The sequence below is a fragment of the Gilvimarinus sp. DA14 genome, assembly GCF_024204685.1.
In the GTDB taxonomy this organism is placed as follows: domain Bacteria; phylum Pseudomonadota; class Gammaproteobacteria; order Pseudomonadales; family Cellvibrionaceae; genus Gilvimarinus.
The window spans coordinates 1678205-1693923 of the sequence record NZ_CP100350.1; the positions used below are offsets into that span (position 1 = coordinate 1678205).

13 protein-coding genes are annotated in these 15719 nt (G+C 55.2%); 2 read left to right on the plus strand and 11 right to left on the minus strand.

The annotated features are described in order from the left end of the window. Positions 1–52 precede the first annotated feature (52 nt). Positions 53–679 carry an SDR family oxidoreductase gene (locus NHM04_RS07420; RefSeq protein ID WP_254266346.1) on the plus strand — a complete coding sequence of 209 codons (627 nt, stop codon included), beginning with the start codon at positions 53–55 and terminating at the stop codon, positions 677–679. A 113-nt stretch (positions 680–792) separates the two neighbouring features. Here NHM04_RS07420 and cls read toward each other — a convergent pair whose 3' ends face one another. Next, the gene (gene cls, locus NHM04_RS07425) at positions 793–2226 is read right to left on the minus strand and encodes a cardiolipin synthase (RefSeq protein ID WP_254266609.1); all 1434 of its coding nucleotides are present in this window, start codon (positions 2224–2226) and stop codon (positions 793–795) included. Positions 2227–2354: 128 nt separating this feature from the next. Here cls and NHM04_RS07430 point away from each other — a divergent pair, with 128 nt between their 5' ends. Beyond that, the gene (locus tag NHM04_RS07430; protein WP_254266347.1) at positions 2355–2981 is read left to right on the plus strand and encodes a hypothetical protein; all 627 of its coding nucleotides are present in this window, start codon (positions 2355–2357) and stop codon (positions 2979–2981) included. Between the two features lie 12 nt (positions 2982–2993). Here NHM04_RS07430 and NHM04_RS07435 read toward each other — a convergent pair whose 3' ends face one another. The 10 genes from NHM04_RS07435 to NHM04_RS07480 all read right to left on the minus strand — a co-directional run bounded on the left by NHM04_RS07435 (position 2994) and on the right by NHM04_RS07480 (position 15666). Then, positions 2994–4550, minus strand: coding sequence for a phosphatidylserine/phosphatidylglycerophosphate/cardiolipin synthase family protein (locus NHM04_RS07435; protein ID WP_254266348.1), 1557 nt, complete (start codon positions 4548–4550; stop codon positions 2994–2996). A gap of 360 nt (positions 4551–4910) precedes the next feature. Next, complete coding sequence (locus NHM04_RS07440; RefSeq protein WP_254266349.1) at positions 4911–6206, minus strand: adenylosuccinate synthase; 1296 nt, start codon at positions 6204–6206, stop codon at positions 4911–4913. 44 nt (positions 6207–6250) lie between these two features. Next, positions 6251–7426 (minus strand): ATP phosphoribosyltransferase regulatory subunit, encoded by a 1176-nt coding sequence (locus NHM04_RS07445; RefSeq protein WP_254266350.1) that lies wholly within the window; start codon positions 7424–7426, stop codon positions 6251–6253. Positions 7427–7605: 179 nt separating this feature from the next. Then, positions 7606–8481 carry a protease modulator HflC gene (gene hflC / locus NHM04_RS07450; RefSeq protein WP_254266351.1) on the minus strand — a complete coding sequence of 292 codons (876 nt, stop codon included), beginning with the start codon at positions 8479–8481 and terminating at the stop codon, positions 7606–7608. After that, a complete protein-coding gene (gene hflK, locus NHM04_RS07455) occupies positions 8481–9626 on the minus strand; it encodes an FtsH protease activity modulator HflK (RefSeq protein ID WP_254266352.1) in 1146 nt (381 codons plus the stop codon). The genes hflC and hflK overlap by 1 nt, the downstream gene beginning before the upstream one ends. Positions 9627–9737: 111 nt before the next feature. Then, positions 9738–11063, minus strand: a complete 1326-nt coding sequence (gene hflX, locus NHM04_RS07460; RefSeq protein WP_254266353.1) for a ribosome rescue GTPase HflX — start codon at positions 11061–11063, stop codon at positions 9738–9740. Between the two features lie 17 nt (positions 11064–11080). Beyond that, positions 11081–11347, minus strand: coding sequence for an RNA chaperone Hfq (gene hfq, locus NHM04_RS07465; RefSeq protein ID WP_020209817.1), 267 nt, complete (start codon positions 11345–11347; stop codon positions 11081–11083). A 129-nt stretch (positions 11348–11476) separates the two neighbouring features. Then, positions 11477–12466 (minus strand): tRNA (adenosine(37)-N6)-dimethylallyltransferase MiaA, encoded by a 990-nt coding sequence (gene miaA / locus NHM04_RS07470; protein ID WP_254266354.1) that lies wholly within the window; start codon positions 12464–12466, stop codon positions 11477–11479. Then, positions 12456–14312 carry a DNA mismatch repair endonuclease MutL gene (mutL, locus tag NHM04_RS07475; protein ID WP_254266355.1) on the minus strand — a complete coding sequence of 619 codons (1857 nt, stop codon included), beginning with the start codon at positions 14310–14312 and terminating at the stop codon, positions 12456–12458. The genes miaA and mutL overlap by 11 nt, the downstream gene beginning before the upstream one ends. A gap of 10 nt (positions 14313–14322) precedes the next feature. Beyond that, the gene (locus tag NHM04_RS07480) at positions 14323–15666 is read right to left on the minus strand and encodes an N-acetylmuramoyl-L-alanine amidase (protein ID WP_254266356.1); all 1344 of its coding nucleotides are present in this window, start codon (positions 15664–15666) and stop codon (positions 14323–14325) included. Between the last annotated feature and the right edge of the window lie 53 nt (positions 15667–15719).

Below are 15719 nucleotides of genomic sequence, written 5' to 3' on the forward strand. Positions count from 1 at the left end.
CTCTTAAATGCGTTACAGTGGCGCTACTTTAACACAGCCTATAGGAGCGATTATGACCACATTAGTAATCGGCGCAGGCGGGCAAATCGGCCGCATGATTGTGCGCAAATTGCATGAAAGCGGAAAACCGGTGATCGCCATGCTAAGAAAACCCGATGCCGAGCTGGAATCACTGGGAATCGATATTCGTTTTGCCGATTTAGAAGAGGATTTTAGCCACGCGTTAACAGGCTGCGACCAAGTAATCTTTACCGCCGGATCTGGCGCTAAAACCGGCGCCGATAAGACCATTCTGGTGGATATGTGGGGCGCTATAAAAGCAATAGATGCCGCAAATAAGGCGGGAATAAAACACTTTGTTATGGTCAGCTCGCGCGGAGCAGAAGATCCGGACAATGGCCCTGCCGCTATTAAACACTATTCGGTGTGCAAAAAAATGGCCGATGACCATTTGCTGGCTAGCGGCTTAAACTACACTATTTTGCGCCCGGGGCGCCTGTTGAACGAACCAGCTACCGGTGGCTTTAGCAGCGCCATGCCCGAAGCAAAAGAAGCGCAGATAATCACCCGTGAAGACGTCGCCGACGCCTGCATTTATTGTCTGCAAACGTCGGGCACTGTGAATAAAATCTACCCACTGGTAAACGGCAACCAGCCCTTAGCCAACGCCCTGAATTAATCCAACCCCAGCGACGGGCACCACCACGTTGCCCGTATCCCGTCCAACATGCTCCGCTGTGCGTACCGGCCCCTAGCATCAGACTTCAGACATCCGGCGTCGGACGTTAAAACCTAAATCAACGGACTAAACAGATGCGTGATGTTCTCAAAAAAGCGCGACATCACACTGCGCTGGCGCCAACTTTCGGCACTGACACGATCGGCCTCGGCGCGGTAGGCGTCTAACAGCTTGGAGAGCTCGCAGGCGGTTGGCTGGTCATAGATAATCATGGTCATTTCAAAGTTCAGCCATAGGGAGCGCAAGTCCAGATTCACCGTACCAAAAAACGCCAGGCTCTGATCTACCACTATGGCCTTGGTATGCAGCAGACCGGCACGATAAGTGTAAATTTCCACTCCGGCGGCCAGTAAACCATCAAAATACGAATGGCTGGCATGGCGCACCAAGAACGAATCTACTTTTTCTGGCACCAATAGCCGCACCACCACACCGCGCCGTGCAGCGATGCGCAAAGCCTGCTCTAAGGCTTCCCCGGGCACGAAATAAGGGGTGACAATATCCACCGAGGTCTCGGCAGAAAAAATTGCCTGCAGCAGTGCACTGAGAATACTCTCCTTGGCGGCATCTGGGCCCGACGGTGCCAACTGCAAGAGCGCGGGACTGGGATCGGCAGCGAGCTTTTCCTGCAACAGAGGTAAGTCCTCACCCGTTTCGATATTCCAATACCAGCGAAACACCGAGTCGAATACCGTTACTGCCGGACCTTCAATGCGCGCCATCATGTCCACCCACTGGCCCACACCGGCATCCACTTTAAAGTGGGCCGGATCCACCAGATTAAAACTGCCCATATAAGCCACACGATTGTCCACCACTACCGTTTTACGGTGGTTGCGCAGGTCGTATCTGGCCAATTGCCAGGGCGTCATGTTTATGGGGCAGGCCTTTACCATCTGTACACCGGCCGTTTTTAAGCGGTGATACTCGGAGGTGGAGAAAAATGGCGAGCTACCGACAGCATCGAGCATTAGGCGACACTCGACGCCTCGTGTCGCAGCGTCCAGCAGCTCTGCCACCACCCGGTCAACCTGTCCACCCGCCTGGCAAATGTAAAACTCCAGATGACAGAATTCCCGCGCCTGGCGAATGTCGGCAACCAAGGCATCGATGATGTCATGGGTGTGACCGAGAAATGCCAAGCGATTCCCACCCACGGGCGGGATGCCCGAGGTGCGATACTCCAAGCGCGACAACGCCCTGCCGGCGGTGTGGTATTCGCGCCAATCAATTACCGACTCGTTTTGCTGGCGTGTGTGCAGGTAAGCCTGGCGCAAACGCACACTGCGCTGGGAGCGTTTAACGCCTAAAAAGCGCTCGCCAAACAACAGATATAGGCCCACCCCTACGTAGGGCAAAAGCACCAGTACCAGCAGCCACGCCAGCGACACCCCTACCGGCAAACGCTTCATAATCACCCGCACGGCGAATGTAATCACCAGTAGCAAGTGCCCCCAGATTAACAATTGCTGCAATACACTGAGCACTAAGGACAAGCAAAACCTCCATGGCGCCGCGCGAGCGCGGCAAAACCTACTAGATAAGGTATTATACGGTCATATCCCGTCATGGATGCAATCAACCACTTATGCGCGTAAATGCGATAGGAGATCAGATGTTAAACCGTACCGCCTGTGGCTTACTGCTAACAGCCCTACTTGCCAGCCCTGTATGCCAGGCTGCGAATTTACAGTTTATGGGTCGCAGTGTGGCCAGTGAAATGACGCCCTCTGAAGTAACCGACTTTAAGCGCAGCATAGCCCAAGCCCTGAACGAGGCGCCCGATTTACGCACTATTAACTGGCAGTCTGAAACCTCTTCGCGCCACGGTAGGGTAAAGATTAAATACAGCTACAAAAATAACGACCAGGAGTGTCGCAAAGCAATTTTCGATTTGCGCAACGAAGAACAGAGGCGCGATTTTTTCCATTTTGATGCGTGTAAACAAGATAGTGGCAAATGGGCCGTGAGCGAAACCGCGGCGACAGAATTTAGCAAAGAAGAGTGGAGCCAACTTAAGGCAATCTTTGTTGATGCCATTGAGCACAACCGCGACGGCGAAACAGCCGAATGGGCCAACAATGGTAACAGCGCCAGCATTACTCCACGCAGCACGCTTAAAAACGCCGACAGCCACTGCCGGGTTATGGACATATCCCTGGAGGACCAATCAGGGGACACCGCCGTTGGGATTTACACCTTTTGCAAAGATGAGTACCAGTGGCGCCGCCAGGCACCTTAACCCCCCGTCTAACTACAACTGAGACTCCACCGGCATTATTTTTAAGACATTAGCCATTGCCCGACGCCACCAGCTGGCGTTGGGCTCTGTGTTGTAGACTTCGCCGCTGTAAGTATCCAGCCAAGCAATATCTTCGTCCTGCCACTGCACTTCATAGGCTATATTTTGCAATAGCGCGTCTACGCCCTCGAGCAGTTTGCGAGCCAGATCGGGGGAGTCGATCAACACACCCATTTCAGAATTCAGCCAAGCCGAGCGCGGGTCCAGGTTAAACGAACCGACAAATACCCAGCGCTGATCAACGACAAAAGTTTTGGCGTGTAAGCTCGATGATGATGAAATGCTCCAGGCTTTCGGATCTACATTCGGCCTGGCTTTTACCTCGTAGAGCTTTACCCCCGCCCGCAGCAAATCATCGCGCTTTTTCGCATAACCACTGTGCACGGCTACTACATCGGTGGCGGCCAGAGCGTTGGTGATAACCGTCACCGACAATCCCTCGCTGGCTTTGCGTGTGAGAAGTTCGGTGCCGCTATCGCGGGGTACAAAATAAGGTGAAACTAAAAACAGCTCTTGCTCGGCCGAGCTAAACATTTGCATCAGCCGATTAATCACTAATGCGTCGCCCGAGTCTTTAGCATCCATCAGCGCCAAATCCGGAGTATCAGCCCAAATTTGCACTGGGGCCCAAATCATGGGCAAGCTGCCATCTTTAATTTTCTCGCCAACTGCCGTTTCCACCAGGGCGTCGCTGTAGCTGCTATTTTCCAGGTGCTCAAGCGCAGTCTCAACCGATGCATCGGCGCGGCGTTTATCACCAGAGCTTTGACTATCCTCGTGTAACAATGCCAGTGGATAAACTAGCTCACTGTTCCAGTAGGCATCAAACTGATTTGACACTTTAACCACCGCCGGGCCAAACAGGAGCGCATCCATATCGCCAAAATTCACTACCTGATTCGCTGCAAAATATTCATCCCCCACATTGCGCCCCCCAACTATGGTGGCAATATTATCTGCAGTGAGAGACTTGTTGTGCATGCGGTGATTCAGGCGGCCAAAATCAGTCATCAATTGCCAACCCCGCCCGCCGCGCCAATAAAACGGGTTGTACATTCGCACGGTAATATTCGGATGCGCATCCAGATAAGTCAGCGGAAAGTCGTGCGGGCGTTTTTCCATATCGTCTAATAACAAACGAACTCTCACACCGCGCTCTGCCGCCTGCCACAGAGCCCAGGATAAAATATTCCCCGTATCATCCTGATGAAACAGATAATACTGTACATCCAGAGTCTGGGTAGCGTTGGCAACCAATGCCAAGCGCGCAGCAAACGCCTGAGTCCCCTCGCTAAGAAGATGTACCCCAGAGTGCTCGGCCGCCGCTTGTGCATGCTGGCGCAACTTTCGCTCTGCCTCAACCAAGGGCGCTTGCTCGGGCGCGGGCTGACTTAACTGTACCTCCACTTCGGACCTATCCGGCGCCGAGGCACAGCCCCACAGCCCGGAACCCAAACACATAAGACTGGCAAGGCGAAGAAATTTTTTACGAAAGCCGATGAGCTGCATGAAAAGGTCCGTTTATTCTGTGCAAATTATTACTGTCAGTGTAGCAACAACCCCGAGAACACTGTAGTCAGCGTGCCCTTGTATGCCGATGCTGGTAAATGAATCAGGGGCAGGGCCAGTAAAGAGCCGCATTTTAATATCAGCGCAGGGCAAGCCAATATTTCGGCTTCTTCTTACTTTTCCACTCATCGACGGCAGACCGCTATGCAGTGAATATATGGTCAAGCGCTGGCTTAGGCAAACACCCCCTTAGCGATCGGGTGAAATTTTGCTGTGTAAAACCACCAGTACCATAATGCGACAGCTAAAAAAAACGCCACATCAATGTGGCGTTTTAATACAACACACCTTCGCGTTACATTATTCCGAGAACGGATGGCGCAAGACTATCGTCTCTACACGGTCGGGACCGGTCGAGATAATGTCCACCGGTGTGCCAAGAATTTCTTCCAGACGCTTGATGTAATTAATGGCATTCTGCGGCAGTTCGTCCATAGTGTGAACACCAAAGGTAGACTCGCTCCAGCCGGGCATCTCTTCGTAGATAGGTTGCACACGATCCCAGCCATCGGCGTCGAAAGGAATGGGCATAGCGTTGCCGTCTTTATCCTGATAACCGATACAGATTTTTACGGTCTCCAAACCATCCAGCACATCCAGCTTGGTCAGACACATACCCGATACCGAGTTGATTCGATTGGCGTGGCGCACGGCGACGGCGTCAAACCAACCGCAGCGACGCTGGCGACCTGTAGTAGCACCAAACTCGTGACCCTTTTCGCCCAGATGCTGACCCACTTCGCAACCCAATTCCGTGGGGAAGGGTCCGGAGCCAACCCGTGTGGTATAAGCTTTGGTAATACCCAACACGTAATCAAGGTACAAAGGACCAAACCCTGAACCCGTGGCGGTGCCGCCGGCGGTGGTGTTAGAGCTGGTCACGAATGGGTAGGTGCCGTGGTCGATATCCAGCAGCGAGCCCTGCGCACCTTCGAACAAAATGCTTTGCCCCTGCTCGCGAGCGGTGTGCAGAATTTCTGTCACGTCGGCAATCATGGGCTTAAGCTCTACCGCCCAGGCTTTTACTTGCTCCAAAACTTGCTCGTAGCTCACCGGGTCGGTTTTGTAGTATTCGGTCAGAGCAAAGTTATGGTATTCCATCACGTCTTTGAGCTTGCCGGCAAAGCTGTTCATATCCAGCAAATCACCCAAACGCAAACCGCGTCGAGCCACTTTGTCTTCGTAGGCGGGGCCGATGCCACGGCCGGTGGTGCCAATTTTAGCCGCGCCACGCTTGAGCTCGCGGGCCTGATCCAAAGCAATATGATAAGGCAAGATCAGCGGGCAAGCGGGCGATAAGCGCAGGCGCTCGCGCACAGGTACGCCACTTTCTTCCAGCTCGGCAAGCTCGGTGAACAGTGCCTCGGGAGACAGCACCACACCATTGCCAATCAGGCAGGTCACGCCCTCGCGCAGCACACCCGACGGGATCAGGTGAAGTACGGTTTTCTTGCCATCGATCACCAGGGTGTGCCCGGCGTTGTGTCCGCCCTGAAAGCGCGACACCAGCGATACCTGATCGGTCAGCAGGTCGACGATTTTACCTTTACCTTCGTCACCCCACTGGGTGCCCAATACCACAACATTCTTGCCCATGGTTGGCCTTACTCTCTTTGCAATAATTAAATGAATGAAATTTCTTACAGCGCTGCCAGGGTGTAGCCGTCGCCGTCTTTTACCAGTGTTTGATCGCAACCCAGCGCTTGCATCTCTTCTCGGCTGGCGGCCGCCACCAGGCATTTACCCTGGCCGCGCAATTCGGCCACAGCCTGCCACTGGGCAGCCGTGCCGTCGTCGCTGTAGCCGATCAGGGTGCTGGGTTCGGCGCTCAACACACCCAATTTCGAAAGGGCGGTAATATCCACCGCAAACCCGGTAGCCGGACGGCGGCGGCCAAACACTTCACCGATATGATCGTAGCGACCACCACTGGCAATCGGGTTACCGTAACCGGGAGCGAAGGCGGCGAAGACCATGCCGGTCAAATAGTGATAGCCCCGCAGCTCACCCAGATCAAAGTAAAGCTCGGCCTCGGGGTAGCGTGCCGCGACCACATCGGCCACAGCGGCCAGCTCATCCACGGCGTTAACTGCATCACTCGCCACCGCGGCGAAGAGCGCGCGGGCGTCGGTCAGAATTTCGCGGCTGCCGGCAAGATTGGGCAACGCCAACAAAACCTTGGCAATTGTTTTGTCTTTGATATTGGCGGCGACCCAAGCCTGCATTTCGGCTACGGCCTTGCGCTGTAGCATGGCAAAAAACATTTCTTTTTGCGGCGTGGGCACATCCACCTTGGCCATCAAAGCGCGGTAGATGCCTACATGTCCCAGGTCTATATGTAGTTTGGGCAGTCCCGCAGCGCGCAGTGATTCGAGCAATAACGACACGACTTCAGTGTCTGCCGCATTACTGGCATCACCATAAAATTCCAGCCCCGCCTGAATTGGCGTGCGGGTAGCGAGCGGATTTTTAGGTTTGGTATGCACCACGTGGCCGGCGTAACACAAACGGCTGGCGCCTTCACGTTTGTAACTGTGAGCATCCATGCGCGCGGTTTGCGGGGTAATATCGGCGCGTATGCCAAGAGTGCGGCCGGTCAATTGATCGGTCACTTTAAAGGTAAGCAGGTCAACGTCGCGACCCATACCTATCAGTAGCGAGTCGGTGTATTCCAGCAGCGGCGGAATCACCATTTCGTAGCCCCAGCTGCGATACAGTTCAAGCAGCTTGCGGCGTAATAATTCGATGGGCCGGGCCTCGTCGGGAAGAATTTCTTCAATTCCGTCGGGCAATAGCCAGCGGTCGGCATAAGTCATAGCAGACTCTATCGGTTTGAATCTTGGTTGAAACTGTGCGGCAGCGCCAAGCGGTACCTATCGATGCGACACAAAAAAGCCGGGCTTTAGTTCGCCCGTCACGGTATTGGTGACGGGCGAGCTCACCCGGCTGGGGGATTCTACCACCTTTGAGCGGCAAATGTTGAGCGAAAAATCGCCTATTTTTGCCCGTTTGCGTCCTTCAAGAAGCGGAAGAAATCGCTTTCGGGGTCCACTACCATCAGGTCTTCCTTGCTGGCGAACGACTTTCTGTAAGCCGTCAGCGAGCGCACGAAAGCGTAGAAATCCCGGTTCTGATTGTAGGCCTCGGCGAAAGTGGCCGCCGCAGTGGCATCGCCCTCACCGCGAATCTTTTCCGCATCGCGATAGGCGTTAGCTTCCAACACTGCCACCTGACGGTCAGCATCTGCACGAATCACTTCAGCCTGCTCGGCACCCTTGGAGCGATACTCGCGAGCTTCTTTTTCCCGGTCGGCCGACATACGGTCAAATACGGATTCACTCACGTCTTCAGGCAAGTCGATACGCTTAACACGAATATCCAGCACATCGATACCCAACAGCTCATTGGCTGACTCGTTCAGGCTCAGCGTCAGCTCGTGCATCAATTCATCGCGTTTACCGGAGACCACTTCGTGCAAGGTACGGCTACCAATCTGGTTACGAAGCTCATCGGCAACACGGCTGGCCAAACGACTGGCCGCCACCGCTTCATCGCCACCGGTAGCTTTGTAATACTCATCGACATTTTCGATGCGCCACTTCGCGTAGGAATCCACGATCAAACGCTTATTCTCGATGGTATAAAAACTTTCCGGGCGCGCGTCGGTAGTCATAATGCGACCGTCGAACTTGCGCAGTTTATCGGCAAACGGAATTTTAACGTGCAGGCCGGGCTCGACATCGGGATTGATCAGGCGGCCAAAGCGCAACACCACCGCACGCTCATACTCGGAAACGATATAGAGACTGTTAGCTGCCACCAGCACCACGAGGGCAATGGCTGCCAAACCAAAAAAGGATTTGTTAGACATTAGCGGCCCTCCCGATAGTTGCTGGTGCTATTGGTACGACCCAGCTGGCGTGCCACATAATCGCTGATTTGACGCAGCTGATCCTGAGTCAGGGTGGCACTGCGATTCTGACTTTCGCTCGCCGCCATCAGTTTATCCAGAGGCAGATACATCATGTTATTGCCCCCTTCTACGTCCACCAGTACTTTGGAAGCTGCGCCCATTACTTCCTCAACAGTTTCAATGTACAAACGCTCGCGGGTAACTTCCGGCGCTTTTTCGTACTCGGCCAGCAAATTCAAAAAGCGTTCGGTTTCACCTTCGGCGCGGCTGGTCACCTCGGCCTTGTAGGCCTCAGCTTCTTCCAGCATACGCTGAGCGCGACCACGGGCTGCGGGCACTACCGCATTGGCGTAGGCCTGGGCTTCGTTCTTCAGGCGCTCTTCGTCTTCTTTCGCTTTAATTACATCATCGAAAGCGGCGCGAACTTCTTCCGGCGGACGACCTTCCTGAATATTCACATCGCGCACCAAAATACCTGTGCCGTAGCTGTCCAGGTACTGCTGCAAACGCACTTCAACTTCGTCGGCTATTTTGCCGCGGCCTTCTGACAGCACCTGTTCCAGCTCGGTGGAGCCCACTACGTGGCGCAAAGCAGAGTCGGCGGCATGGCGCAGGCTGACTTCCGGCTCACGCACATTCAGCACATAAGCTTTTACGTCGTTAACATTGTACTGCACGGTAATGGGCAACTCGACGATGCTCTCGTCTTCGGTCAGCATCAATCCGCGGCTGGGGTACTGGCGCTCCTCGGTGACGTTTTCCACGAACACTTCGGTAACCAGAGGCGCATTCCAGCGCAAACCTGGCTGCTTGATCTCTTTAAACGCACCCAGCTGCAAAACGACCGCACGCTCTTTTTCATCTACCTGATAAAAGCCGGTAAACGCGTACAACAACGCTGCAACAATACCAGCGCCGACCAGCAGCGAGCCGAAGCCTTTGCCGCCACTACCACTGCCGTCGCCTCCGCCGGATTTACCGCCAAAGATACCGCCCAGCTTTTCCTGCAGTTTTTTCAGCGCTTCATCCAGATCTGGCGGGCCGTCGTTGTTGCGATTGCCCCAGGGGTCCTTACCCCCGCCTCCCGGTTCATTCCAGGCCATAGGTTAACTCCGTTGCATGTTAAGTGTGGCGAGCACCGGACGGTACTCGCCTGTTATTTTTGCTGGCGCAATTCTAGCATTGGGTGGAAGAGGTTAACACCAAGGCCGGACTTAAAAATTGCCCGCTGCCTGATGGTCTACAGGTGCCTCACCGTGCCAATGCAACTGATCAAACCGCAGCCCCAGACTACTGAGAATACGCATAAGATCGCTATGGGGAATACGCAGAGCCACGGTGCTGCAGCCATCTTCGCGATAGGTTTCAGCGCCTATAGCGTGCTGCTCAAATAAGCGCGCACGCAAACGGCCGTCGGTAGGGGCCAGGATCAGATCGCCCTCGATCATCTCTTCGCCCACCAGCTCGGTAACCGCCTGGTAAAGCAATTCGACGCCTGCACCGGTTTGCGCCGATAGCCACACGGCCACAGGGCTGCCGTCGTCATCGCGATCGATACGCGGCTCCATATTCAGCAGATCAATTTTATTAAATACCCGCAGCTGCGGCAGCTCGCCCGCGCCGATTTCCACCAGCACTTCGTCTACCTGCTCAATATAGTGCAGCCGCTCGTCCGCCGCCGCGTCTATCACGTGCAACAGCAAACTTGCATTTGCGGCCTCTTCCAAGGTCGCGCGAAAGGCCTCCACCAGCTTATGCGGCAAATGACTGATAAAACCTACGGTATCGGCCAGAATTACCGCGCCAATATCGTCGAGCTCGACACGGCGCATGGTCGGGTCGAGAGTCGCAAACAGCTGGTCCTCGGCGTAAACGTCCTCACCAGTAATCTGATTGAACAAGGTAGACTTACCGGCGTTGGTGTAACCCACCAGCGACACCGTGGGGATAGAGGCACGCTGACGCGACCGCCTGCCCTGTTCGCGCTGGGTGCGGACCTTGGACAAGCGCTTCTCGATACTGGAAATACGCCCGCGCAGCAGACGGCGGTCCGTTTCAAGCTGGGTTTCACCCGGCCCGCGTAAACCAATACCGCCTTTTTGCCGCTCCAAGTGGGTCCAGCCCCGCACCAGGCGGGTGGACATATGACGCAGCTGCGCCAGCTCTACCTGGAGCTTACCCTCGAAGGTACGAGCGCGCTGGGCAAAAATATCCAGAATCAAACCGGTGCGATCGAGCACCCGGCACTTGAGCGCTTTTTCAAGGTTGCGTTCCTGAGACGGACTGAGGTTGTGATTAAAAATAACCAGTTCTGCCCGGTGCTCTTCCACCAAGGCCTGCAGCTCTTGCAGCTTGCCTGTACCGACAAAGTATTTGGCGTGAGGCGCGTCGCGATGACCACCCACAAACGCCACCGGGTCGCCACCGGCAGACAAAACGAGTTCTTCAAATTCTCGGGGGTCTTCGGGCTCTTGCCCGCTGGAGAGGTCCAGATGAACCAGCACCGCTAGCTCACCTGAATCAGGTCGATCAAAAAACAATGATTTACCTCGTGGAATTACTCGCCCTGAGCATCGCCACCGTCTTCACCCTCAGCAGCAGGGTTCAACAGCGGAACGCGAACAGCGCGCGAAGGTACCACAGTAGAAATGGCGTGTTTATAAACCATTTGACTGACAGTGTTTTTCAGCAGCACCACAAACTGGTCGAAGGACTCGACCTGGCCCTGCAGCTTAATACCATTTACCAGGTAAATGGATACCGGAACGCGCTCTTTACGCAGCACATTCAAGTAAGGGTCTTGTAAGCTGTGCCCTTTTGACATCTTTTTTCTCCTTTTGATAATAAAAATACGCCTAAGTCTTTCAAAAACCGGAAGCATTTCGGCCCGAAAGGGGGCGATGACAAGCATGAAAAACTGACTAGGATTTTCACAGTTGTATTATATGGCCCCCTATGGCAGATAATTCAAGCTATATCGCACAATTTCTTTGATTTTTAATGCCTCACCGGCCTCATTTTCGGTATAAACCCAATTTAAGTCCGGCCAACCGCGCAACCAGGTAAATTGTCGCTTGGCTAATTGACGTGTCGCTATGATACCGCGCTCCACAGCTTCATTAAGGTTTGTGCGCCCGGCCAGGTAATCCCATATCTGCCGATACCCCACCGCGCGAATGGCCGGCAGGTTCTCGTCAAGATCGCCACGCTGATAGAGCGCTTCCACCTCCGCTACCAGGCCCGATTCGACCATAGCGTGAAACCTCTGTTCTATACGCCGGTGTAATATTTTTCGATCACGGGGCGCAATTGCGAGCTGAGTCACGTTAAAACGCTCGCTAAAGGCCGGGCCCTCCTCGCGCTTTTGCCGCGCGCGCAGCTCGGTCATGGTTTCGCCCGAACTCAAATAAACCTCCAGCGCCCGCGACAGGCGCTGAGAATGGTTGGGGTGAATTTCGGCGGCGCACTGAGGGTCGACTTTCTGCAACTGTGCATGAATATACGGCCAGCCATGCTCGAGGGCATCGCGCTCAATGCGCTCGCGCACCGCCGGGTCGGCCGCAGGCATGGGCGCCAGGCCGTCCAGCAGAGCTTTAAAGTAAAGCATGGTGCCGCCTACCAGCAGGGGGGTGCGCCCGGCCGCATGAATATCGGCAATTTCTCGCTCGGCATCGGCGACAAAGTCGGCCGCCGAATAGGGCTCTGCCGGATCGCGAATATCCAGTAGGCGATGCGGCGCTCGCGCAAGCTCGGCGGCCGAGGGCTTGGCGGTGCCGATATCCATGCCGCGATACACTAAAGTGGAATCTACACTGATCAAATCCACCGGCAACTGCTGATACAGTTCGCAGGCAAGATTGGTTTTGCCCGAGGCCGTGGGCCCCAGCAAAAAGATAACCCGGGGCTTGGTATCCAGCGCCGCTGAACTCAATTTACTGGCCACGCATAAAGAGCTTGTCCAACTCATCCAGCGACTGCAAAGTCCAGGTTGGGCGGCCGTGATTGCACTGACCACTGCGTTCGGTGGCCTCCATATCACGCAACAGAGCGTTCATTTCGGCGATCGTCAGCTTGCGATTGGCCCGCACCGAACCGTGGCAAGCCATGGTAGAGAGGATTTCATTGACATGATGCGCCAAGCGCTCACTACTGCCGTGCTCGATAATATCTGACAACACATCGCGCACCAGTTGGTCCACCTTGGCGCCGTGCAAAATTGAAGGAATCTGACGAATCAGCAGCGATTCGGGCCCCGCGCGCTGAAGCTCAAAGCCCAGGGCCGCAAAGGTCTCCGGGTGCTCTTCAGCGCAATAGGCTTCTTTTTCGCTCACCGCCAGAGTCACCGGCACCAAAAGCGGCTGCGCCTGGATGCGGCCTCCGGCAAAGGCGGTTTTCATGCGCTCGTAAGTAATGCGCTCGTGGGCCGCATGCATATCTACAATAATGAGTCCCTGAGCATTTTCAGCAAGTATATAAATACCCTTCAGCTGCGCTATGGCAAACCCCAGCGGTGGAATTTCTCCTTCGGCAGAAGACAACTCATCCATCACCGGATGCGCTGATGCCGTGGCCGAAGGGTAGCTAGGTGTCGGGGCCTCGGCAATAGCGGTATCAGCCTGCTCACCACCGGCCGCCTGCATTGCGGCGGGAAAATAGTTTTGCCGCCAGTCCCCCACGGGACGCGCCGAACCCGCCAGCGGCATGGGGGCTTGCTGCGACATCTGCCCCGGGTCATCGGCGCGCGGGCGCTGATACTGCTGCGCCTGATGATCCAAGCGCTCGCCGGGCGATACCTCTGCCAGGGCGTGATGCAGAGAGCTGAAAATAAAATTGTGCACCGTGCGGCCATCACGAAAGCGCACTTCGTGCTTGGTGGGGTGCACATTGACATCCACAGTGGCTGGGTCCACCTCCAGGTACAAGACAAATGCCGGATGGCGACCGTGGTAGAGCACATCTTGATAAGCCTGACGCACCGCATGGCTCACCAGCTTGTCGCGAATTGAGCGGCCATTGACGTAAAAGTGCTGCAAATCCGCCTGCGAGCGGGAGAAGGTTGGCAGTGCCACCCACCCCCACAAACGCAACCCAGCGCGTTCGATATCCAGATGCACCGCATTATCCATAAATGCCGGGCCGCACACCTGGGCCACGCGGCGTTCACGCTCGGGCTGGCTGGCACCGCCGCGCCAGTTGTGAATTGCGCGGCCGTTATGGCGCAAAGTAAAAGAGACATCATAGCGCGACAGCGCTAAACGCTTTACCACATCCTCAAGATGATTGAATTCGGTTTTTTCGGTGCGCAAAAATTTACGTCGCGCCGGGGTATTAAAAAATAAATCCCGCACCTCTACCGTGGCACCCTGCGGGTGCGGGGCGGGCGCCAGTTCGGTTTCCATGTCGCGGCCCGCAGCGGTCACCTGCCAACCGGCCCCCGATTCATCGGTGGCACTGGTGAGCGCTAAACGCGCCACCGAACTGATACTGGCCAGCGCCTCGCCGCGAAACCCCAGGGTAGCGACCGCCTCCAGGTCTTCCAAGTCGGTAATCTTACTGGTGGCGTGACGCGATAACGCCAAGGCAAGATCTTCGCGATCAATACCCGAGCCATTATCGCGCACCCGCATCAGCTTCACACCGCCGTCTTCGACCTCGACATCCAGGCGCGTGGCTCCGGCGTCCAGACTGTTTTCCAACAACTCTTTGATCACCGACGAGGGGCGCTCGACCACCTCACCGGCAGCAATCTGGTTGGCAAGGCGAGGGCTTAACAGCTTGATTTTTGACATGAAAACTTCTTTAGGAGGTTGGTATTCGCAGCACCTGACCGACTTGAATCACGTGATTATCCAAACCATTGTGCTGCTGCAAGCGACTGACGCTGATGTTAAAACGCTTGGCGATCTCGCTCAAGGTATCACCACTGCCGATGGTGTATTCCGTCTCACCGCCGCCATTTTGCTTTTGCCAGGCGATATAACTGCCCGCGGGCGGGTACTGATAAAAATACTGTTTGACCCCGGCCACCAACTGATTGGCGAGCTTATTGCGATAGTTACGACTGCCGAGGTTTTTCGCCTCGGTGGGGTTAGAGATAAACCCGGTCTCCACCAAAATGGACGGTACATCCGGCGATTTTAAAACCGCAAAACCCGCCTGTTCTACCTGATGCTTGTGAAGGTGTGCCATCTGCCCCATGGATTTGAGCACATAGTCGCCTACCTGCAAGCTGGCGCCTAAGGTGGCTGTCATGGACAAGTCCACTAACACGCCGGCGAGCACTTCGTCTTTATCTTCCAGGCTGACACTGCCCACTCCGCCGATTAAATCAGACTCATTTTCCCGCTGCGCGAGAAAGCGGGCCATCTCACTGGTAGCGCCGGAGCGTGACAGTGCAAATACCGAAGCGCCGCGTGCGGAGGGTTTAGTAAACGCATCGGCGTGAATGGACATAAACAAATCCGCCTGCATTCGCCGCGCGATGTTGCGCCGCTCGCGCAGAGGCACATAGTAGTCGCCGGTGCGCACCAGTTTGGCGGTATAGCCGGGCTCGGCATTGAGTTTATCCACCAGCGCTTTAGAAATTGCCATAACCACGTCTTTTTCGCGCAACCCGTTGGGGCCCAACGCACCCGGATCCTCACCACCGTGACCGGCGTCTATTGCGATAATAATATCCCGCTTACTAGTCTCCACTTCGGGTACGCTAACCGGTGGCGGCCCCTTCTTGCTGGGCACCAGGTCTTTTAAATCCACCACCAGGCGGTCACCGGCGCCGGCCTGACGCTCGAGAAAAAAGCTATTGGGCTTTACCTTGACGGACAAATCCAATACCACGCGCAAATCAGAACCATTGCGTGGGGCATGGCGAATCGATTTGATCGGTGTCTCGTTTAAATTAAGTGATGCAAAGTCGGCCTTGAAGCGGGTATTGCTGACATCAATAACAACCCGATCCGGGCCATCGAGCGTGAACAGGTCGTGTGAAACCGGAGCGGATAAATCGAACACCAGGCGGGTGTGATCTGGGGCGCGCCACAGCCTAACCCCTTCGACTTCGGTGGCAGCGCGAGCCAGGCCAGCCAGCATTAACACGCCGAACAACATAAAGGTAATGCAGGCTTTTACTCTGACTGGGGCCATACAAGTCATGGGCTCTTCGTAAGGGTGTTATTATCCGGCGCAGGACGACTGGC